The organism is Mycolicibacterium houstonense, assembly GCF_900078665.2.
In the GTDB taxonomy this organism is placed as follows: domain Bacteria; phylum Actinomycetota; class Actinomycetes; order Mycobacteriales; family Mycobacteriaceae; genus Mycobacterium; species Mycobacterium houstonense.
This window is the reverse complement of record NZ_LT546207.1, coordinates 4577130-4598606: the sequence shown is the minus strand read 5'-3', so window position 1 is coordinate 4598606 and position 21477 is coordinate 4577130. Positions and strand designations below refer to the sequence as shown.

The 21477-nt window shown below is 66.1% G+C and carries 19 protein-coding genes, 2 tRNA genes and 3 pseudogenes; 14 read left to right on the top strand and 10 right to left on the bottom strand.

Annotation, left to right across the window (positions count from 1 at the left end; all coding sequences use genetic code 11):
* Positions 1-30 precede the first annotated feature (30 nt).
* The 5 genes from BN4332_RS23035 to rpmH are packed head-to-tail and all read right to left on the bottom strand — an operon-like array spanning position 31 to position 2566.
* Positions 31-573, bottom strand: coding sequence for a Jag family protein (locus BN4332_RS23035; RefSeq protein WP_066901824.1), 543 nt, complete (start codon positions 571-573; stop codon positions 31-33).
* Positions 574-609: 36 nt separating this feature from the next.
* Positions 610-1689: a membrane protein insertase YidC gene (gene yidC, locus BN4332_RS23030; RefSeq protein ID WP_066901823.1), complete on the bottom strand. Its 1080-nt coding sequence runs from the start codon at positions 1687-1689 to the stop codon at positions 610-612.
* Complete coding sequence (yidD, locus tag BN4332_RS23025; protein ID WP_066901822.1) at positions 1682-2038, bottom strand: membrane protein insertion efficiency factor YidD; 357 nt, start codon at positions 2036-2038, stop codon at positions 1682-1684. Before yidD ends, yidC begins: the two co-directional genes overlap by 8 nt.
* The gene (rnpA, locus tag BN4332_RS23020) at positions 2035-2391 is read right to left on the bottom strand and encodes a ribonuclease P protein component (RefSeq protein ID WP_066901821.1); all 357 of its coding nucleotides are present in this window, start codon (positions 2389-2391) and stop codon (positions 2035-2037) included. Before rnpA ends, yidD begins: the two co-directional genes overlap by 4 nt.
* A 31-nt stretch (positions 2392-2422) precedes the next feature.
* Complete coding sequence (rpmH, locus tag BN4332_RS23015; RefSeq protein WP_003883350.1) at positions 2423-2566, bottom strand: 50S ribosomal protein L34; 144 nt, start codon at positions 2564-2566, stop codon at positions 2423-2425.
* Positions 2567-3079: 513 nt separating this feature from the next.
* Here rpmH and dnaA point away from each other — a divergent pair.
* The 11 genes and pseudogenes from dnaA to BN4332_RS35620 all read left to right on the top strand — a co-directional run bounded on the left by dnaA (position 3080) and on the right by BN4332_RS35620 (position 16022).
* On the top strand, positions 3080-4609 hold the full coding sequence (gene dnaA / locus BN4332_RS23010; protein ID WP_066901820.1) for a chromosomal replication initiator protein DnaA: 1530 nt from the start codon (positions 3080-3082) through the stop codon (positions 4607-4609).
* A 569-nt stretch (positions 4610-5178) separates the two neighbouring features.
* Positions 5179-6372, top strand: a complete 1194-nt coding sequence (dnaN, locus tag BN4332_RS23005) for a DNA polymerase III subunit beta (protein ID WP_066901819.1) — start codon at positions 5179-5181, stop codon at positions 6370-6372.
* Between the two features lie 25 nt (positions 6373-6397).
* Positions 6398-7291, top strand: a complete 894-nt coding sequence (gnd, locus tag BN4332_RS23000; RefSeq protein WP_066901818.1) for a phosphogluconate dehydrogenase (NAD(+)-dependent, decarboxylating) — start codon at positions 6398-6400, stop codon at positions 7289-7291.
* An 11-nt stretch (positions 7292-7302) separates the two neighbouring features.
* Positions 7303-8457 (top strand): DNA replication/repair protein RecF, encoded by a 1155-nt coding sequence (recF, locus tag BN4332_RS22995; RefSeq protein ID WP_066901817.1) that lies wholly within the window; start codon positions 7303-7305, stop codon positions 8455-8457.
* A 97-nt stretch (positions 8458-8554) separates the two neighbouring features.
* Positions 8555-8947 (top strand): annotated as a pseudogene (locus BN4332_RS22990) (DUF721 family protein); the annotation flags it as partial.
* Positions 8948-9165: 218 nt separating this feature from the next.
* Positions 9166-11193, top strand: coding sequence for a DNA topoisomerase (ATP-hydrolyzing) subunit B (gene gyrB, locus BN4332_RS22985; RefSeq protein WP_066901816.1), 2028 nt, complete (start codon positions 9166-9168; stop codon positions 11191-11193).
* 101 nt (positions 11194-11294) lie between these two features.
* Positions 11295-13799 carry a DNA gyrase subunit A gene (gene gyrA / locus BN4332_RS22980; protein WP_066901815.1) on the top strand — a complete coding sequence of 835 codons (2505 nt, stop codon included), beginning with the start codon at positions 11295-11297 and terminating at the stop codon, positions 13797-13799.
* A gap of 52 nt (positions 13800-13851) precedes the next feature.
* The gene (locus BN4332_RS22975; protein ID WP_066901814.1) at positions 13852-14730 is read left to right on the top strand and encodes a DUF3566 domain-containing protein; all 879 of its coding nucleotides are present in this window, start codon (positions 13852-13854) and stop codon (positions 14728-14730) included.
* Between the two features lie 56 nt (positions 14731-14786).
* A tRNA-Ile gene (locus tag BN4332_RS22970) sits at positions 14787-14860 on the top strand.
* A 154-nt stretch (positions 14861-15014) separates the two neighbouring features.
* A tRNA-Ala gene (locus BN4332_RS22960) sits at positions 15015-15087 on the top strand.
* A gap of 335 nt (positions 15088-15422) precedes the next feature.
* Entirely contained in the window at positions 15423-16022 is a 600-nt protein-coding gene (locus BN4332_RS35620; RefSeq protein WP_435405207.1) for an Rv0361 family membrane protein, read from the top strand.
* Here BN4332_RS35620 and cwsA read toward each other — a convergent pair.
* Positions 15920-16240, bottom strand: a pseudogene (cwsA, locus tag BN4332_RS35615) (cell wall synthesis protein CwsA); the annotation flags it as partial. The gene BN4332_RS35620 and the pseudogene cwsA overlap by 103 nt on opposite strands.
* On the opposite strand from cwsA, the gene BN4332_RS22945 reads away from it, so the two are divergent.
* On the top strand, positions 16202-16729 hold the full coding sequence (locus tag BN4332_RS22945) for a peptidylprolyl isomerase (RefSeq protein ID WP_066901812.1): 528 nt from the start codon (positions 16202-16204) through the stop codon (positions 16727-16729). The pseudogene cwsA and the gene BN4332_RS22945 overlap by 39 nt on opposite strands.
* A gap of 78 nt (positions 16730-16807) precedes the next feature.
* Here the strand turns inward: BN4332_RS22945 and BN4332_RS22940 are convergent, their stop codons facing one another.
* Positions 16808-17224 carry a PH domain-containing protein gene (locus tag BN4332_RS22940; protein WP_066901811.1) on the bottom strand — a complete coding sequence of 139 codons (417 nt, stop codon included), beginning with the start codon at positions 17222-17224 and terminating at the stop codon, positions 16808-16810.
* 155 nt (positions 17225-17379) lie between these two features.
* A complete protein-coding gene (crgA, locus tag BN4332_RS22935; protein ID WP_066901810.1) occupies positions 17380-17664 on the bottom strand; it encodes a cell division protein CrgA in 285 nt (94 codons plus the stop codon).
* Between the two features lie 226 nt (positions 17665-17890).
* Here crgA and BN4332_RS22930 point away from each other — a divergent pair, with 226 nt between their 5' ends.
* Both BN4332_RS22930 and BN4332_RS22925 read left to right on the top strand, forming a co-directional pair.
* Positions 17891-18640 (top strand): DUF881 domain-containing protein, encoded by a 750-nt coding sequence (locus BN4332_RS22930; protein WP_066901809.1) that lies wholly within the window; start codon positions 17891-17893, stop codon positions 18638-18640.
* A 30-nt stretch (positions 18641-18670) separates the two neighbouring features.
* Positions 18671-19345 (top strand): aminodeoxychorismate/anthranilate synthase component II, encoded by a 675-nt coding sequence (locus BN4332_RS22925; protein ID WP_066901808.1) that lies wholly within the window; start codon positions 18671-18673, stop codon positions 19343-19345.
* Here BN4332_RS22925 and pknB read toward each other — a convergent pair.
* On the bottom strand, positions 19323-21197 hold the full coding sequence (pknB, locus tag BN4332_RS22920; protein WP_066901807.1) for a Stk1 family PASTA domain-containing Ser/Thr kinase: 1875 nt from the start codon (positions 21195-21197) through the stop codon (positions 19323-19325). The two genes, BN4332_RS22925 and pknB, sit on opposite strands and share 23 nt — an antisense overlap.
* Positions 21194-21477, bottom strand: a pseudogene (locus tag BN4332_RS34600) (serine/threonine protein kinase); the annotation flags it as partial. The gene pknB and the pseudogene BN4332_RS34600, both read right to left, overlap by 4 nt.

The window sequence follows — 21477 nt, the reverse complement described above, 5'->3', positions numbered from 1 at the left end:
GCAAACGAACTACACCTTTGTAACTAGAACTCAGCCGAGCAGAACGACGACGCGGCGTGAAGGCTCGACACCTTCGCTCTCGCTGCGGACACCGTCGACCGCCGCCACCGCGTCGTGAACGATCTTCCGCTCGAACGGAGTCATCGGCGCCAACTCCTCGCGCTCCCCCGACTCCAGCACGCGGCGGGCCACCTTGTCACCGAGCGCCGCCAGCTCGTCCCGGCGACGACGACGCCACCGCGCGATGTCCAGCATCAGCCTGCTGCGCTCACCGGTCTTCTGGTGCACCGCCAGGCGGGTCAGTTCCTGCAGTGCGTCGAGCACCTCACCCTTGCGGCCGACGAGCTTGCTCAGATCGCCGCCGCCGTCGATGCTCACCACCGCCCGGTCGCCTTCGACGTCCAGGTCGATGTCGCCGTCGAAGTCGAGCAGATCGAGCAACTCCTCGAGGTAGTCGCCGGCGATCTCGCCTTCGGCGACCAAGCGCTCCTCCAGATCGTCCTCGCTCTTCGGCGCGGACTGAGTCTCCTCCTCCAGCTCTGCGCCGGGCTCGGTCGTCTGTGCGTCCGTCATATCCGTCTTCTCCCTACTTGTAGCCAGTAGAACTGGTCACCGTTTCCGCTTCTTGGGGCGTGCACCGGGTTTGGGCGTGCGGCTCACGCTCGGCCCTCCCGATTCGCCCGTCGTCTCGCTCTTGCCGTCGCTCTGGGCGCCCTTGGCCTCTGTCTCCGTACCCTCGGTGGCGCTGGTCCCGGCCGCGCTGGCGGATTCGGACTTGCGGGCCCGATTCGGCTTCGCGCCAGGGGCCGGCGCATTCGCGGAACGACGCTCGAGCGCCTCGGCCTTCTTGGCTTCTTCTTCCTTCTCGATCATCCCGAACACGTAGTGCTGCTGACCGTAGGTCCAGATGTTGTTGGACAGCCAGTAGATGATCACCGCGAGCGGCAGGAACGGTCCACCGACCACCACACCGAGCGGGAAGACGTACAGCGCCAGCTTGTTCATCATCGCGGTCTGCGGGTTGGCGGCGGCCTCCACACTCTGACGCGCCACCGAAGCCCGGCTGTTGAAGTGCGTCGCGATGCCGGCCAGGATCATGATCGGCACACCGACCAAGATCACCGAGAGCCGGTTGAATTCGGTGAAGGCCTCGAGCCCGTGCTGCTGGATCATCGTCGCGCCCAGCGGCGCCCCGAACAGATTCGCGTCCAGGAAGTGCCCGACGTCCGTCGCGCTGAAGACGTAGTTCGGCAGGCTGCGGTTCTCCTCGACCGACAACCCGAGCCGGCCGATACCGGTCTGGGTCCGGTTGAAGGACATCAGCACGTGGTACAGGCCGAGGAACACCGGGACCTGAGCCAGCATCGGCAGGCAGCCGAGGATCGGGTTGAACCCGTGCTCGCGCTGCAGCTTCTGCATCTCGAGCGCCATGCGCTGACGATCCTTGCCGTACTTCTTCTGCAGTGCCTTGATCTGCGGCTGCAGTTCCTGCATCTGCCGCGTGGTGCGGATCTGCTTGACGAAGGGCTTGTAGAGGATCGCGCGCAGGGTGAACACCAGGAACATCACCGACAGCGCCCAGGCGAAGAAGTTCTCCGGACCCAGCAGGAAGGCGAATGCCTTGTACCAGATCCACATGATCGCCGACACCGGGTAATAGATGATGTCCAGGCTGAACCAATTAAACACGCGACTTGCTCTCCCCTCGCTTCGCTGGGGTCTCCCAGACAAGGTTTTCGGCGGCGGCTATCTCGCCAGGGACGGTCTCGTCAGAAGTGACGGACTCGTGATCGTGGGGGCACCGATCCGGAATGGGATCCCATCCGCCGGGGTGCCACGGTCCGCACTTCATCAGCCGGATGAGGGACAGCCACGCACCGCGGAACAAGCCGTACTCGGTGAAGGCGTCGACCGCGTACTGACTACAGGTCGGCATGAACCGGCACGACGGCGGCCGGTACGGGGAAATAGCATGGCGATAGAGCTGGATCACGAAGATCGCACCGCGGGCCACGACAGCACCCGCCCTGCGAATCATGGTGACGTCCTGCGCCGCGACTCCAGGCGCTCGAGCGCGCGCTGCAACTGCTGCTCCAGCTGAGGCGAAGGTGCTTCACTGCTGCCCGCGCGAGCCCGGATCACCACCAGATCGGTGGCATCGAGTCGCGGGATGACGGTGCGGGCGGCATGCCGCAGCCGGCGGGAGACGCGGTGGCGTTCCACCGCGTTGCCGACTGCTTTGGACACGATCAGACCGACCCGCGGGCCGGTGGCATCCGTCCCGTCGTGTAGCGCGTGCACGACAACATCAGGTTGGACCGCACGCACACCTCGACTGACGGTGGCACTGAATTCCGCGGACCGCCTCATCCGGTATCGAGCCGGAAGCACCAGCGTCAAATCCTGCCGGAAAGCCGGAGAATCACGCAGTGAGTGCGCGACGGCCCTTGCTACGACGGTTGGCGACGATGGCGCGGCCGGCGCGCGTACGCATCCGCAGCCGGAACCCATGCACACGCGCACGGCGGCGGTTGTTGGGCTGGTAGGTCCGCTTGCCCTTGGCCACGGCAATCTCTCCTTGTTCCATTTGGCACCCGTCCCCCGGCGACACCGAAATGCCGTCGAGACACGGTTACCGTGCAAGCTCGGTTTAAGCTCGTCCGTCGTGCTTTACTAACCGGCGCGTTCTCCGGAACTTCCCGGGCGCAGCCGTATCGCCACGTGCGGGCGACTGCTCGAGGGTACTGATGAGATTTCCCTCGGTCAAACCTGCGCCGACCCGCCTACACGGGCGGCATCCGATGTTGCAGAACTGTTGGCACATCGAGAGAAAACTGTTAGCTTCTGGCAATGCCGTTCCGCGCCGGACCGGCCCCGAGAAAACAATCGAGGACGTCGCTGGACCGTCACCGTCGCAGCATGTGATGAAACCCCGGTTTCGACGTCCTCGCTACAGACAACAGAGCGACGACGACTGTCCTTTCTCCACAAGCTGTGGATAAATGTGTGGACAGTTCGTCATCGTTCTTTTGGTCGTCCCCGGGTCGACCTCGAAGAACCTCAAAGGGGGAGACGGTCGTTGACAGCGGACCCCGACCCACCATTCGTCGCAGTCTGGAACAGCGTCGTTGCCGAACTCAACGGCGAGCGCAATCCGGAAGCCGGCAAGCCCGGTGATCCGGCGCTCCCCCCGCTGACCCCTCAGCAAAGGGCCTGGCTCAAGCTTGTGAAACCCCTCGTCATCGCCGAGGGGTTTGCTCTGCTGTCCGTCCCCACCCCGTTCGTCCAGAACGAGATCGAACGGCACCTGCGCGAGCCGATCATCAACGCGCTCAGCCGCAAGCTGGGCCAGCGGGTCGAACTCGGGGTGCGTATCGCGACGCCCCCGGAGGAACCCGAGGACTCGACGTCCCGGTCGGACACCGTGGCCGCCACCGAGGTGCCCGCCGACCCCGCCGATTCGGCCACCGAATCGGACGAGATCGACGACGACCGCGCCGCCAAGGTCAACGCCGAAGAAAGCTGGCCGACCTACTTCAGCAGCCCGCAGCGTGATTCCACGATCAGCGACGACAACGCGGTCAATCTCAACCGGCGCTACACCTTCGACACCTTCGTCATCGGTGCGTCCAACCGCTTCGCCCACGCCGCGACCCTCGCGATCGCCGAAGCCCCGGCCCGGGCCTACAACCCGCTGTTCATCTGGGGAGAATCCGGCCTCGGCAAGACCCACCTGCTGCACGCGGCCGGCAATTACGCGCAACGTCTCTTCCCGGGCATGCGGGTGAAGTACGTCTCCACCGAGGAATTCACCAACGACTTCATCAACTCGCTGCGCGACGACCGCAAGGCCTCGTTCAAGCGCAGTTACCGCGACATCGACATCCTGCTGGTCGACGACATCCAGTTCATCGAAGGCAAGGAAGGTATCCAGGAGGAGTTCTTCCATACCTTCAACACCCTGCACAACGCCAACAAGCAGATCGTCATCTCCTCGGACCGGCCGCCCAAACAGCTGGCCACTCTCGAGGACCGGCTGCGCACCCGCTTCGAGTGGGGCCTGATCACCGACGTCCAGCCGCCCGAACTGGAAACCCGGATCGCGATTCTGCGCAAGAAGGCGCAGATGGACCGGCTCGATGTCCCCGATGACGTGCTCGAGCTCATCGCCAGCAGCATCGAACGCAACATCCGCGAGCTCGAGGGCGCCCTCATCCGGGTCACCGCGTTCGCGTCGCTGAACAAGACCCGCATCGACAAGGCCCTGGCCGAGGTCGTGTTGCGCGATCTGATCGCCGACGCCACGACCATGCAAATCAGTACCGCGGCCATCATGGCCGCGACCGCCGAGTACTTCGAGACCACCGTCGAGGAGCTTCGCGGCCCCGGTAAGACCAGGGCGCTGGCCCAGTCCCGCCAGATCGCCATGTACCTGTGCCGTGAGCTCACCGACCTGTCGTTGCCCAAGATCGGCCAGGCGTTCGGGCGGGATCACACCACGGTCATGTATGCCGAGAAGAAGATCCGTGGCGAAATGGCCGAGCGACGTGAGGTGTTCGACCACGTCAAGGAACTCACCACCCGGATTCGCCAACGCGCGAAGCGCTGAATCAGCCCCGAATCCGACCGCCGGACGTCCTCCGGCGTCTCACATCGTGGTCTCTCGAGGCCTCTCCGGCGAAAAATCTTGTAACAACTTTCGCCCCACTATGCGTCACAAGTCACAGCTCACCGCTGTGGATACCCCTGTGCACAACCTGCGGGCAAAGCCCGGGATGAATGACAAAATCATCCACACGCCGCCGGCTGTCCACACCCGGCCGGCAATCCATCCACCGGTGTCCACAGCGGACTCACATGACGACACACCGAAGGTGCTGGGCAAACACCCCTTCATCCCCAGTTTTCACAGCGCCTAATACTGTTACTCAAATATCTTCTAAGAATTCTTTCTAGAAGAAGGGGCCTGGGGACACCGGGCTCACCGCCCGCCCGTCCCGGCTCGAGGAGCCCGGATGTCACCCCGATCGATTAGCTTTCAAGTTGATGCGGAAAGCTCTACGGTGGTTCATCGACGGCGGTTACCAGCTTTGTCATTCAGCGTCATGCTGCGTGGCGCGGTTTTGGGAACACGCTGGTAGAGCTCGTTATGGGGATCATCGAAGGGGCGCATAGCAGGTGGCGACGACGACGGCTGGGCTGACCGACTTGAAGTTCCGCGTGGTACGTGAGGACTTCGCGGACGCGGTGGCCTGGGTGGCCCGCAATCTGCCGACCCGGCCCACCATCCCGGTGCTGGCCGGTGTTCTGCTGACCGGCACCGATGAGGGCCTGACCATCTCGGGCTTCGACTACGAGGTATCCGCCGAGGTTCGGGTCAGCGCCGAAATCGCTTCTCCCGGAAGCGTTTTGGTGTCCGGCCGGTTGCTGTCCGACATCACCAAGGCACTGCCGGCCAAGCCGGTGGAGCTCAGCGTCGAAGGCACCCGGGTGGCGCTGACCTGTGGCAGCGCCCGGTTCTCCCTGCCGACGCTGGCCGTGGAGGACTACCCCGCGCTGCCGACCCTGCCCGAGGAAACCGGTGTGGTGGCATCGGACCTGTTCGCCGAGGCCATCGGCCAGGTCGCGGTGGCCGCCGGCCGGGATGACACGTTGCCCATGCTGACCGGCATCCGCGTCGAGATCTCCGGCGAATCAGTGGTTTTGGCCGCCACGGACCGGTTCCGGCTGGCGGTGCGTGAGTTGACCTGGGAGACCAGCGCCACCGATGTCGAGGCTGCCGTGCTGGTGCCCGCCAAGACGCTGGCCGAAGCGGCCAAGGCCGGCACCGACGGCAACCAGGTACACCTGTCGCTCGGGTCCGGGGACGCCGTCGGCAAGGACGGGCTGCTCGGCATCCGCAGTAACGGCAAGCGCAGCACCACGCGGCTGCTCGACGCGGAGTTCCCCAAGTTCCGTCAGCTGCTGCCCACCGAGCACACCGCGGTGGCGACCATCGGTGTCGCCGAGCTGACCGAGGCGATCAAGCGCGTGGCCCTGGTGGCCGACCGCGGCGCCCAGATCCGCATGGAATTCGGCGATGACGTGCTGCGACTGTCCGCCGGCGCCGACGACGTCGGCCGCGCCGAGGAAGATCTGCCGGTGGAGTTCGCCGGCGACCCGCTGACCATCGCGTTCAACCCCACCTACCTCACCGACGGCCTGAGCTCGCTGCATTCGGACCGGGTGACGTTCGGGTTCACCACGCCGAGTCGTCCCGCCGTCTTGCGTCCGACGGGGGAGGATGGTGGCACCGGCGGGGGTTCGGGTCCGTTCCCCGCTGCCAAAACCGATTACGTCTATCTGTTGATGCCGGTCCGGCTTCCCGGCTGACCGGCGGCCTCGAGGAAGGGCGCACATGCAACTGGGGTTGGTCGGCCTGGGCAAGATGGGCTTCAACATGCGCGAGCGCCTGCGCGCCGGTGGCCACGAAGTGATCGGCTACGACCCTCGCCCGGAAGTGAGCGATGTGGCCGGCCTGGCCGAGTTGGCCGGGGCCCTCGAGACGCCGCGGGTGGTCTGGGTGATGGTGCCGTCGGGCACGGTGACGCACGAGACCATCGTCGCGCTGGCCGACGTGCTCGGCGCGGGTGACTTGGTCATCGACGGTGGCAACTCGCGCTACACCGAAGATGGACCACACGCAAAACTGTTGGGCGACAAGGGAATCAACTTCATCGACGCCGGGGTTTCCGGCGGCGTGTGGGGGCTGCGCGAGGGTTACGGGCTGATGGTGGGCGGCAGTGACGCCGACGTGGCTCGAGCCATGCCGATCTTCGACACGCTGCGCCCCGAGGGTGATCAGGCCGACGGCTTCGTACACGCCGGCCCGGTCGGTGCCGGTCACTACGCCAAGATGGTGCACAACGGCATCGAGTACGGGCTGATGCATGCCTACGCCGAGGGTTACGAACTGCTGGCGGCCGAGGAGCTGATCACAGACCCCCAGGCGGTGATCCAGGCCTGGACCAACGGCACGGTGGTGCGCTCGTGGTTGCAGCAGTTGCTGGCCAAGGCACTCAAGGAAGACCCCGGGTTCGCCGAGATCAGCGGTTACACCGAGGATTCCGGTGAGGGCCGCTGGACCGTGGAGGAAGCCATCAGCCACCGGGTGCCGATGCCGGTGATCGCGGCGTCGTTGTTCGCCCGGTTCGCCTCGAGGCAAGAGGACTCCCCCACCATGAAGGCCGTGTCGGCGCTGCGCAACCAGTTCGGTGGTCACGCGGTCCACCGGATCAGTGAGTCCGGTTAGGCACCAGAACGATGTATGTCCGTCACCTGGGACTGACCGATTACCGGTCCTGGGCACACGTCGAGCTCGAGCTGGAGCCCGGCCGTACCGTATTCGTCGGCTCGAACGGTTTCGGGAAGACGAATCTCGTTGAGGCACTGTGGTATTGCTCAACATTGGGCTCGCACCGGGTGGCGTCCGACGCGCCGCTGATCCGGGCCGGCGCGGAGCGCGCGATCGTCTCGAGCATCGTGGTCAACGAGGGTCGGGAGCTGGCGGTCGATCTCGAGATCACCAGCGGCCGGGCCAACAAGGCGCGGCTGAACCGGTCGCCGGTGCGGTCGCCGCGCGAGATCCTGGGAGTGCTGCGTGCGGTGTTGTTCAGCCCGGAGGATCTCGCACTGGTGCGTGGCGACCCGGGCGAGCGGCGACGCTACCTCGACGAGCTGGCGACCACCCGCCGGCCGGCGATCGCCGGTATCCGTGCCGACTACGACAAGGTGGTGCGGCAGCGTACGGCACTGCTGAAAACCGCTGCGGGAGCACGTTACCGAGGGGACCGCAGCGTGCTCGACACCTTGGATGTGTGGGACGGGCACCTGGCCGCGCACGGTGCCGCGCTGATCGCCGCGCGCATCGCGCTCGTCGAACAACTTCACCCCGAGGTGCAGAAGGCCTATCAATTGTTGGCCCCGGCCAGCCGACCCGCGGCGATCCGGTATCACAGCAAGGTGGAGGCGATCGCGAACGCGCCCGGTCCGGAATCCGTCGAGTTCTATGAGGCTGCCCTGCTGGATGCGTTGGCGCGTCGTCGGGATGCCGAGTTGGACCGCGGGGTCTGTCTGGTGGGCCCGCACCGCGACGATCTCGAGCTGTGGCTGGGTGACCAGCCGGCCAAAGGTTTTGCCAGCCATGGTGAATCGTGGTCGATGGCGCTGGCGTTGCGACTCGGTGCCTATGAGTTGTTGCGTTCCGACGGGGTCGATCCGGTGCTGTTGCTCGACGACGTCTTCGCCGAACTGGACACCGCACGGCGCCAGGCGCTGGCCGCGGTCGCCGGTGAGGCCGAGCAGGTGCTGGTCACCGCGGCCGTCGGTGAGGACATCCCGCAGGACTGGGCGGTCAACCGCATCGAGATCAGGATGACCGAAGACGACCAGGGCCGGATTTCGGTGGTGCAGTCATGACGGACGATCCCAACCCACCCCGACAGCCGGCCCCCTCCCCCGAGGATCTGACCCGGATGCGCGGCATGGATCTGGTGCGGCGCACCCTCNCAACGCCGGCCGGCGTCGGGCCTGGTCGGGACCGGGTCCCGACGTCCGGGATCCGCAGCTGCTCGGTGCGGCGACCCAGGACCTGGCCAAGGTGCGGGGTTGGTCCTCGAGGGTGGCCGAGGGTTCGGTGTTCGGGCGCTGGCGGGCGGTGGTGGGTGACCAGATCGCCGACCATGCCAATCCGACGGGCCTGAACGAGGGTGTGCTGACCGTCTCGGCGGAGTCCACGGCGTGGGCCACGCAACTGCGGATGGTGCAGGCGCAACTGCTGGCCAAGATCGCCGCGGCGGTCGGCGACGGGGTGGTGACCTCGCTGAAGATCGTGGGTCCGGTGGGTCCGTCCTGGCGAAAGGGGCGCTACCACGTGCCCGGCCGCGGTCCGCGCGACACCTACGGGTAGCCGGGATCACTTTGGTCTGAGAGCTCCGAGACGCTCGCCAGCGTTGTTTTCGGGCTCCGGACGCACAGATGGCCGAAAAATTCCGCGCACGGCGCAATCAGACCGTCAGAAACGCGCACACAGCACCGGTCCTGTGCGGATCTGGCGGTAGACTATCGGCGGATCTCAGGCGGTGCTCTGCACCGCCGCCCCGTGAACCCCAAGGAGACGCGTTCGACGTGGCTGCCCAGAAGAAGAACGCTCCAAGTGAATATGGCGCCGATTCCATCAAGGTGCTCGAAGGCTTGGAGGCGGTCCGCAAACGCCCGGGCATGTACATCGGTTCCACCGGTGAGCGCGGCCTGCACCATCTGATCTGGGAGGTCGTGGACAACGCGGTCGACGAGGCCATGGCCGGCTTCGCCACCCGCGTCGACGTCCGGATCCTCGCCGACGGCGGTGTCCAGGTCACCGACGACGGCCGCGGTATCCCCGTCGCGATGCACGCCACCGGCATCCCCACCGTGGATGTGGTCATGACCGTGCTGCACGCCGGCGGCAAGTTCGAGGAAGGCGCCTACCAGGTGTCCGGCGGTCTCCACGGCGTCGGTGTGTCCGTGGTGAACGCGCTGTCCACGCGGCTCGAGGCCGATATCCGCAAGGACGGCTACGAGTGGTTCCAGGTCTACGACAAGTCGGTTCCCGGCACCCTCAAGCAGGGTGAGAAGACGACCGAGACCGGCACCACCATCCGGTTCTGGGCCGATCCGGACATCTTCGAGACCACGGTCTACGACTTCGAGACGATCGCCCGGCGCCTGCAGGAGATGGCGTTCCTGAACAAGGGCCTGACCATCGAGCTCACCGACGAGCGCGTCACCGCCGAGGAAGTGGTCGACGATGTGGTGAGCGATCACGCAGAAGCGCCGAAGTCCGCCGCCGAGGAGGCGGCCGAGGCCGCGGCACCGGTCAAGGTGAAGCACCGGGTGTTCCACTACCCCGGCGGCCTGGTCGACTTCGTCAAGCACATCAACCGGACCAAGTCCCCGATCCAGCCGAGCGTCATCGATTTCGACGGCAAGGGCGAGGGCCACGAGGTCGAGATCGCCATGCAGTGGAACGGTGGCTACTCCGAGTCGGTGCACACGTTCGCCAACACGATCAACACCCACGAGGGCGGAACCCACGAAGAGGGTTTCCGCGCGGCGTTGACGAGCGTGGTGAACAAGTACGCCAAGGAGAAGAAGCTCCTCAAGGACAAAGACCCCAACCTCACCGGTGAGGACATCCGCGAAGGTCTGGCCGCGGTCATCTCGGTGAAGGTGTCCCAGCCGCAGTTCGAAGGTCAGACCAAGACCAAGTTGGGTAACACCGAGGTCAAGTCGTTCGTCCAGAAGATCTGCAACGAGCAGATCAGCCACTGGTTCGAGGCCAACCCGGCTGAGGCGAAAACCGTTGTCAACAAGGCGGTTTCGTCAGCGCAGGCGCGTGAGGCGGCTCGTAAGGCGCGCGCTCTGGTGCGGCGCAAGAGCGCCACCGAGATCGGCGGCCTGCCCGGCAAGCTCGCCGACTGCCGCTCGACCGATCCGAGCAAGTCCGAACTGTATGTGGTGGAGGGTGATTCGGCAGGCGGCTCCGCCAAGAGCGGCCGCGACTCGATGTTCCAGGCGATCCTGCCGCTGCGCGGCAAGATCATCAACGTCGAAAAGGCCCGTATCGACCGCGTTCTGAAGAACACCGAAGTCCAGGCCATCATCACTGCGCTGGGCACCGGCATTCACGACGAGTTCGACATCTCCAAGCTGCGGTACCACAAGATCGTGCTGATGGCCGACGCCGACGTGGACGGCCAGCACATCTCGACGCTGCTGTTGACCCTGCTGTTCCGCTTCATGAAACCGCTGATCGAGCACGGCCACGTCTTCCTGGCCCAGCCTCCGCTGTACAAGCTCAAGTGGCAGCGCCAGGAACCCGAGTTCGCCTATTCCGACCGTGAGCGCGACGGCCTGCTCGAGGCCGGCAAGGCGGCGGGCAAGCGGATCAACGTCGACGACGGTATCCAGCGTTACAAGGGTCTCGGCGAGATGGATGCCAAGGAATTGTGGGAAACCACCATGGATCCGACGGTGCGGGTGTTGCGTCAAGTGACGCTTGACGACGCGGCTGCCGCCGACGAGCTGTTCTCGATCCTGATGGGTGAGGACGTCGAAGCCCGCCGCAGTTTCATCACCCGCAACGCCAAAGACGTCCGGTTCCTGGACGTTTAGACGGACGCGACGATGCGCGACCTCCCTTGTGCGCCACCGTAATTCACGCGGGCCCGCAGGCCACGAAGACCACATAGCCGAGCCGACGAGCGAGGAATGACATGACTGACACCACGTTGCCACCGGGCGACGGAGCCTCTGACCGCATCGAGCCGGTCGACATTCAGCAGGAGATGCAGCGCAGCTACATCGATTACGCCATGAGCGTCATCGTGGGTCGCGCGCTGCCGGAGGTGCGCGACGGCCTCAAGCCGGTGCACCGCCGTGTGCTCTACGCGATGTACGACTCCGGCTTCCGTCCGGACCGCAGCCACGCCAAGTCGGCGCGCTCGGTGGCCGAGACGATGGGTAATTACCACCCGCACGGCGACGCCTCGATCTACGACACCCTGGTCCGGATGGCGCAGCCGTGGTCCTTGCGCTATCCCCTGGTCGACGGCCAGGGCAACTTCGGCTCGCCGGGTAACGATCCGCCAGCCGCCATGCGTTACACCGAGGCGCGGCTGACTCCGTTGGCGATGGAGATGCTGCGTGAAATCGACGAGGAGACAGTCGATTTCATCCCGAACTACGACGGTCGGGTGCAGGAGCCCACGGTTCTGCCGAGCCGGTTCCCCAACCTGCTGGCGAATGGTTCGGGCGGTATCGCCGTCGGCATGGCCACCAACATCCCGCCGCACAACCTGCGGGAGTTGGCCGAGGCCGTGTACTGGTGCCTGGAGAACTACGAGGCCGACGAAGAGGCCACCTTGGCCGCGGTGTGTGAGCGGGTCAAGGGCCCGGACTTCCCCACCAGCGGCCTGATCGTGGGGAGCCAGGGCATCGAGGACACCTACAAGACCGGGCGCGGGTCGATCCGGATGCGCGGTGTCGTCGAGATCGAGGAGGACAGCCGGGGCCGCACCGGCATCGTCATCACCGAGCTGCCCTACCAGGTCAACCACGACAACTTCATCACCTCGATCGCCGAGCAGGTCCGCGACGGCAAGCTGGGCGGCATCGCCAACATCGAAGACCAGTCCAGTGACCGGGTCGGTCTGCGAATTGTGGTGGAGCTCAAGCGCGATGCCGTCGCGAAGGTCGTGCTGAACAATCTCTACAAGCACACCCAGCTGCAGACCAGCTTCGGCGCGAACATGCTGTCGATCGTCGACGGCGTGCCGCGCACGCTGCGGCTCGACCAGCTGATCCGGCTGTACGTCGAGCACCAACTCGATGTCATCGTGCGGCGTACCCGCTACCGGTTGCGCAAGGCCAACGAGCGGGCCCACATCCTGCGTGGTCTGGTCAAGGCCCTCGATGCGCTCGACGAGGTCATCGCCTTGATCCGGGCGTCGCAGACCGTCGACATCGCCCGTGCCGGCCTGATCGAACTGCTCGACATCGACGAGATCCAGGCGCAGGCCATCCTGGACATGCAGCTGCGCCGGCTGGCTGCCCTGGAACGGCAGAAGATCATCGACGACCTGGCCAAGATCGAGGCCGAGATCGCCGACCTCGAGGACATCCTGGCCAAGCCAGAACGCCAGCGTGCGATCGTGCGCGACGAACTGGGCGAGATCGTCGAGAAGTACGGCGACGACCGCCGCACCCGGATCGTGCCCGCCGACGGCGAGGTCAGCGACGAGGATCTGATCGCCCGCGAGGAAGTGGTCGTCACGATCACCGAGACCGGGTATGCCAAGCGCACCAAGACCGACCTGTACCGCAGCCAGAAGCGCGGCGGCAAGGGTGTGCAGGGTGCGGGCCTGAAGGCCGACGACATCGTCAACCACTTCTTCGTCTGCTCCACCCACGACTGGATCCTGTTCTTCACCACGCAGGGCCGGGTGTACCGGGCCAAGGCCTACGAGCTGCCGGAGGCCTCGCGGACCGCGCGCGGTCAGCACGTGGCGAACCTGCTGGCCTTCCAGCCCGAGGAGCGCATCGCCCAGGTCATCCAGCTCAAGACCTACGAGGATGCGCCGTACCTGGTGCTGGCCACCCGCAACGGTCTGGTGAAGAAGTCCAAGCTCGTTGACTTCGATTCCAACCGCTCGGGCGGCATCGTCGCGGTCAATCTGCGTGACGGTGACGAGTTGGTGGGCGCCGTGCTCTGCTCGGCCGAGGACGATCTGCTGCTGGTCAGCGCCAACGGCCAGTCGATCCGCTTCTCGGCCACCGACGAGGCGCTGCGGCCCATGGGTCGCGCCACCTCGGGTGTGCAGGGCATGCGGTTCAACGAGGACGACCGGCTGCTGTCCCTGAACGTGGTCCAACCGGATACATACCTGCTGGTCGCGACCGCCGGCGGCTACGCCAAGCGCACCGCGATCGACGAGTACACCGTCCAGGGCCGCGGCGGCAAGGGCATCCTGACGATCCAGTACGACCGCAAACGTGGCAGTCTGGTTGGAGCGCTGATCGTCGACGACGAGACGGAGCTGTACGCCATCACCTCCGGGGGCGGTGTCATCCGTACCGCCGCACGTCAGGTTCGCAAGGCCGGGCGCCAGACCAAGGGTGTCCGCTTGATGAACCTGGGCGAGGGCGACACACTGATTGCGATTGCGCGCAACGCCGAGGAGGAGTCCGATCCGGATGGTGGCGAGTCCGACGAGGCGTGACGCGGCCGCCGAGGTCCGCCCCGGACCCCGGCCCGAGCTAAGGAGCTGTTAGGTGAGTTCACCGAACGAACCGGGATACCCGCGCACGGGCGACCGGTCGAGCAGCTCCAACGGCTCGGGTGCCGAGGGCGGCTCGGCCGCGAGCAAGGTGAGCGGTGCGGCCGCCCGGCCGGCCGGCGGCCAGATCACCGAAACCGGTGAGGCACCGCCGTGGCAGCGGGGCACCGCCCGCACCGCGCAGCAGCCGACACCAGAGGCACGCGACGAGAGTGCTCGTCAGCCGGGCGCCCACTCCCCCGGAGTGGAGGCCCGGCTGCAGCGCTTCGTGTCCGGCAACGAGAACCAGGAGACCGAGCAGCAGGCCAGGCCTCCGCGTACCGGATCGGGCGGATCGCAGACGCCGCGCAGTGAGCCGGTCCGCCCGGAGGCCTACGCCAGCGAGCTACCGGACCTGTCCGGACCGGCGCCGCGTCCGCAACGCAAGTCGTCCCCCGACGCCGCGTCGGTGAGGTCCTCGGGCGCACCGACCACTCGGATCCAGGTTGCCAACCGCAGCCAGCAGCAGGGCCCGGTGCGGGCCAGCATGCAGATCCGCCGGGTCGACCCGTGGACTGTGCTGAAGGTCTCACTGGTGCTGTCGGTGGTGCTGTTCTTCGTGTGGATGATCGCCGTCGCGTTCCTGTACCTCGTGCTCGGCGCGATGGGTGTGTGGAGCAAGCTCAACAGCAACGTCGGCGACCTGCTGACCAGTGCCAGCGGCGCCTCCGGTGGCGAATTGGTCTCCAGCGGAACGATCTTCGGCGGGTCGGCGCTCATTGGTCTGGTCAACATCGTGGTGCTGTGTGCGATGGCGACCATCGGCGCATTCATCTACAACCTCACCACGGATCTGGTGGGCGGCGTCGAGGTCACGCTCGCCGACCGGGATTGATTTGGGAGTCTGCGCCCCGGTGCGGTAATCTCTGCGCTCGGTCGATCCCAATTTTCGGGCCTATAGCTCAGGCGGTTAGAGCGCTTCGCTGATAACGAAGAGGTCGGAGGTTCGAGTCCTCCTAGGCCCACGACAACCGGTGCAGCCGGTGATCACCGAGAGGTTGTGCCCATGCGGTTCCTGCTTCTGGCCGGCGTCGCAGCCGTCGCGGTGATCGTGTGGCGGTCGCGACACGGTGAAGAGGTTTGGCACGACCTGGAAATTCCAGCGTCGCCGCCAGATTCGGGGCCTTAGCTCAGTTGGTAGAGCGCTGCCTTTGCAAGGCAGATGTCAGGAGTTCGAATCTCCTAGGCTCCACAAAGTCGAAAATTCAGTTCACAGCGGTTCCGGCGACAGCGTCCGGGCCGCTTTTCTCGTTCACGGACCGGCTCTGGCCGATAGGCTGCCGCTGTCCACGGACGGCAGGCCGGAGACCTTCCGCCTCGGATGCTCCAAAACATCTGGTAGCGCCACCATGAGGAAGAGGGAACCCTGTGATTCGAGTATTCATCGTGGGCATCGCCGCATTGGCCCTCGCCGGTTGTGGGTCGGAGAGCAGCGAGCCGACGCCGTCGAGCCCGGCTGAGACCGCCGTGGAGGCGGTGAGCGACGAGCAGCAGATCCGCGACCTGATCGATGCCGAGGAAGCCGCGATGGCGGGCTTCGACTTCGACACGATGGCCGGGCTGACGTGTGCCCGGTACCGCGACGTGGTGGTCAACCAGCCGGACACCATGTTCCCGCCGATCAGCGAGGCGGGAACCCCCGAGGAATTGGCCGCCAAGCCCGTGGACGTGCTGACCGAGGCGCTCAAGCAGCAATACCCCACCGCATCGGATGCCACCATCCGCGAGCTGGTCGACGCCTTGGTCCGGTACGACGAACCGGCCTACAAGGCCGCGAATCTGGAGATTCTCCGGCAGACCACCACCGTGACGATCGACAAGGTGGAGAACATCAAGGTCACCGGTGATACCGCGACGGCCGACCTGACCACGACGTGGCGGTCGGGTAACGAGCCACCGGTCACCGAGACCCAATCCAACAGCTTCCTCAAAGAGGACGGCAAGTGGCTGGACTGTGAGGAGCCGGTCGCGGNCGCGGCGAGCTGTCGCCGCAGCTTGCCGGACTCGTACCGCTTGCGCAGCCCGGCCGCCGCCGCGGACACGGTGTTGGCGCTGATGCCCACTACACCGCGGGTCACGTCGACCGGACCCACCGTGCTGTATTTCAATCCGCGGGCTAGGCGCTGACGGGGGGCCAAGCGGGTATCGACGTTCGCGGTCATCGGGCACCTTTCTGGGCTTTGGCGACGGTCCTGAGGTGAAGTCGTTCTCGGGCTCAGATCCAGATTGCCATCTCCGGGCGGGTATGGGGCCGTTGGTGGGGTATCTGACGTTCCCCCGGCCCCGGGATGGCAGACTGACTTCTCGTGACGAGCCCCATTCAGACCGCAACGGCGACACTGCACACCAACCGCGGCGATATCAAGATCGCACTGTTCGGAAACCACGCTCCCAAGACCGTGGCCAACTTCGTCGGCTTGGCGCAGGGCACCAAGGACTACAGCACCGAGAACGCTTCGGGTGGCACGTCCGGTCCCTTCTACGATGGGGCGATCTTCCACCGCGTCATCGACGGCTTCATGATCCAGGGCGGCGATCCGACCGGCACGGGCCGCGGCGGCCCGGGCTTCCAGTTCGCCGACGAATTCCACCCCGAGCTCCAGTTCGACAAGCCCTACCTGCTGGCCATGGCGAATGCCGGCCCGGGAACCAACGGCTCGCAATTCTTCATCACGGTCGGCCAGACGCCGCACCTGAACCGGCGCCACACCATCTTCGGTGAGGTCGTCGACCCCGAGTCGCAGAAGGTGGTCGACGCCATCGCGTCCACCGCCACCGATCGGTCCGACCGCCCGACCGAGCCGGTCGTCATCCAATCGGTCACCGTGGCATAACGGGCCTACCCCGCACATACAACTGCGCGACGCCCCCGGGTACGGGGGCGTCGCGTGTTGTGTGGGGTTTGAATTCGCTTACCGGGGTACAAACCCGGCCTGGGTGAGCGCGTCCAGGACCTCGATCGGGTCTGTTCCGAGGTCCCACCGCGTGAGGACCACCAGGCGGTCGTCGTTGGTATCGATCTCCAGCAGGCGGACCTTGCGCGCGATGCGGCGGAACTCCGTGATGCGGATACTGCGGATCTCATTGCGGAGATAGGTCCGGTCGTGCCACCAACCGGCGACGGTGAGACCGTCTTGATTAATTGCCAGTTTCGGGCGTGCCCGCCACGACAAGATTGCGAACGTGAGCAATCCCACGCCAGCTATGCCGGCAAGAACACGTCCTGGCGGGTCTGTGATCAGCGTCACAGCTGCGATAGCCATCATAAGTCCGGCTATGCCGCAACCAGCGACTCCGGCGGCCGGTGGGCTCCAATGAGTTTGCTGCATGGGTTGTTCACACCCTCTTACCGCGACTAATGGAGTTATCCACAGGTGCTATCCCCAATGGGGATGAATCACAACGGTGTGATTGAGCGCCGACGACGTTGCTGAGCTGGTAACGCTGAAAACGTAAGATGAATTCATTATGATCCGGTCTCAGGTCAGCGCCAGCGCATGGTGAGCAACAGCCCACTGATCATGAAGGCAAAGGCGATCGCATAGTTCCACGGGCCCAGGTCGGCCATCCACTGCAGCCACGTCGGCGTGTCCACCGGGTTGGTCGCGGCCAGCTGGAACACCAGCAGCCAGAGCAGACCGAACAGCATGAGGCCGATGAACAGCGCGACGAACCACACACTGGACGGCCCGGCTTTCACCTTGACCGGAGTCCGGCTCACCGGCTTGATGGTGAAATCGTTCTTTTTGCGGACTTTGGACTTGGGCATGGGTACCTTCGCGGACAGTCGGCGTCACACGGTGCGACGATGAGGCAGGATGCCTCACGAGCCTAACGTAGCTGCACGTCCAGGAGAGACAGCGATGGACCAACCCGATCGGTCCCGGTGGCGCCNGGGCATGGGTCCCTTCGCGGACAGTCGGCGTCACACGGTGCGACGATGAGGCAGGATGCCTCACGAGCCTAACGTAGCTGCACGTCCAGGAGAGACAGCGATGGCCCAACCCGATCGGTCCCGGTGGCGCCTCGGCGTACCGGTGGTCTGCCTGTTCGCCGGCCTGCTGCTGGCCGCCCCCCACGGGGTATCCGGCGGCGACGAGATTCGCCGCAGCGACGCTCCCCGCCTCGTCGACCTGGTGCGCGAGGCCCAGCAGTCCGTGGACCGGCTCACGGCCCAGCGCGATGCGCTGTCCACCGAGGTCGACAGCCATCACGGCGGCTCCCCCACCTCACATGCCGCGCTCGAGGCCATCACCGCCCGCTCGGCCGAGCTGGCCGCCGACGCCGGTGTCGTGCCGATGCGGGGGCCCGGCCTGGTGGTGACGCTCAACGATGCCCAGCGTGATGCCGAGGGCCGCTTCCCCCGCGACGCCGCCCCCGACGATCTGGTGGTGCACCAGCAGGACATCCAAGCCGTCCTCAACGCGCTGTGGAGTGCCGGTGCCGAAGGAATCCAGGTGCAGGACCAGCGCATCATCGCGACGTCGGCTCCCCGCTGCGTCGGCAACACCCTGCTGCTCAACGGCCGCACCTACAGCCCGCCCTACGTCATCACCGCGATCGGGGACGCTCCGGCCATGCAGGCGGCGCTCGCGGCCGCACCGCTGGTGACCCTCTACAAGCAGTACGTGGTGCGGTTCGGGCTCGGCTATACCGAGGAACCGCGCGCCGAGGTCGAGCTGACGGGCCACACCGAGCCGGTGCGGATGCGCTACGCGAAACCAGCGGGACCGGTCGGCTACTGAGCTGGTCATTTCGGCCGGTAGCCTGAGCCGATGCAGGTTCTGGTCGTCGATAACTATGACAGCTTCGTGTTCAACCTGGTCCAGTACCTGGGCCAGCTGGGCGTGGACGCGCAGGTCTGGCGCAATGACGACGACCGCCTGGCCACCGAGGCCGACATCGCCAAGGTGGCGGCCGACTTCGACGGCGTGCTGCTCAGCCCGGGCCCGGGTACACCCGAACGTGCCGGGGCGTCGATCCCCCTGGTCCGTGCCTGTGCCGCGGCCGGCACTCCCCTACTCGGCGTGTGCCTCGGCCACCAGGCCATCGGTGTGGCGTTCGGCGGCACCGTCGACCGGGCGCCCGAGCTGTTGCACGGCAAGACCAGCGTGGTGTTCCACTCCGATGCCGGCGTGCTGAAGGGCCTGCCGGACCCGTTCACCGCGACCCGCTACCACTCGCTGACGATCCTGCCCGAGACCGTGCCGGACGAGCTCGAAGTCATCGCGCGCACCGAGGGCGGGGTGATCATGGGCGTAAGGCATGCCGAACTCCCCATTCATGGGGTGCAATTCCACCCGGAGTCGATCCTGACCCAGGGCGGGCACCGCATGCTGGCCAATTGGCTCGGAGTGTGCGGTGCCGCCCCGGCGGAGCAGCTGGTCGCCTCGCTGGAAGACGAGGTGGCTCGCGCCGTGGCCGCGGCTACGACGCGAAGCTCAGCGTAATCCGCGCGTCGCGGTTCACGCCGGTGCCCGCCGGCGGGCTCTGCGTCACCACCGCATTGCTCCGCTGACCGCTGTTGGGGATGTTCGGTCCTTTGTCCAGCACGCCCGTCCATCCGAGCGCGGTCAGCCGCGGATACACGTCGTCCCAAAACTGACCGACCACATCGGGCATGACGAACTGGTTGCCACGCGAGACGTGGATCTGGATCGGGGTGTCCTTGGGTACCGAGGTCCCCGCGGGCGGTTCGGTGCCGACCACCTGGCCGGCGGGTGCGGTGTTGTCCACATCGATGACCACCGTGCTGGTGAAACCCGAGGCGGTCAGGATCTGCTTGCAGACGTCGGCGCTCTGCCCCGTGCAGTCCGGCACCGCGGTGTTCTCCGGGCCGGAACCCACGACCAGGGTCACCTCGTAGATGATGCCCGCGGTCTGGTTGGCCGGTGGGTTGGTGGCCAGCACCCGGCCCTTCTGCTCGGGTGTCGACGGGCTCGTGGTCTCCTTGACCTTCTCGAAGCCGGCGTCCTTGAGCTTCTGCCTGGCCTGCGACGGCGTCAGCCCGGCCACATCGGGGATCTGCGCCTGCTCGGGCCCGGCCGACACGTTGATCGTGATCTCGTCACCGGCGGCCGCCATGCTGTTGGCCGCTGGGTCGGTGCCGATCACGATGCCAGGGGGCACCTGGTTGTCGTTCATGTCCTCGGTGCGTGTCTTGAAGCCCCGATTCTGCAGTGCCGCAACGGCATCCGCCGAGCGCTGTTTGCTGACATCGGGCACCTGCACGTCGCGGGGCTTGCCGTCGAACATGTTGATCGCGACCGTCACCACCACGGTCAGCACCGCCAGCACCGCCACCGCGATGAGCCAACGGGCTACCGAGGTGTTGCGGTCGACCGGACGCGGCACCACCAGGTCCTGCGTCGGCGCGGCGTGAGCTCCCTGGGCCAGCATCGGCCCGGAGTTCATCATCGACGTCCGCTCGGATTCGGTGAGCACCTTCGGTGCCTCCGGTGCCTCTCCGCTGTGCACCCGGATCAGGTCGGTGCGCATCTCGGCCGCGGTCTGGTAGCGGTTGTCCGGGTTCTTGGCCAGCGCCTTGAGCACCACCGCATCGAGCTCGGGTGAGATGCCGGTGTGCCGGTGCGACGGCGGGATCGGATCCTCGCGGACGTGCTGATAGGCCACCGCGACGGGTGAGTCACCGATGAAAGGTGGCTCGCCCGTGAGGATTTCGTAGAGCACGCAGCCGAGCGAGTACACGTCGGAGCGGGCGTCGACGGTCTCCCCTCGGGCCTGTTCGGGGGACAGGTACTGGGCGGTGCCGATCACCGCGGCCGTCTGCGTGACGCTGTTGCCGGTATCGGCCAGGGCCCGGGCGATACCGAAGTCCATCACCTTCACAGCATTGTTCTTGCTGATCATGATGTTGGCCGGCTTGACGTCCCGGTGCACGATGCCGTGCTGGTGGCTGAAGTTCAGCGCCTGGCAGGCGTCGGCAATGATCTCGATCGCCCGCCGCGGCGGGATCGGACCGTCGGTGTGCACGATGTCGCGCAGCGTCACCCCGTCGACGTACTCCATGACGATGTAGGGCAGCGGCCCGTTCGGGGTCTCGGCCTCACCGGTGTCGTAGACCGCCACGATGGCGGGATGGTTCAGCGCGGCCGCGTTCTGCGCCTCGCGGCGGAAACGCAGGTAGAAACTGGGGTCGCGGGCCAGATCGGCGCGCAGGACCTTGACCGCGACGTCGCGGTGCAACCGCGTATCGCGGGCGATGTGGACTTCGGACATGCCACCGAAGCCGAGAATTTCACCGAGTTCATATCGGTCAGAGAGGTGCTGAGGCGTCGTCATCGCAGTATCTGTTCCGGGGCCTTCGGGACAACCTGAGCCATGGCCCCGGCTTCTTCCGGCACGATCACGTGGAAAGCCAGGTCCGGCAGCGCTGCCGGGGTCTGGTAGGGCGTCGTCTCGGTCACCGTGTCGGTGACGGTCGGCGGCGGGGTCTGCTGCTGGTCCTTGCGGTCCTGCGCGTTGAGCACGATGAGGATGGCGATGACAATCGCCAGCGCGCCGAGTACCCCGGCGGCCCACAACAGCGCCCGCTGACCCGACGAGAACGTGCGGCGCGCCG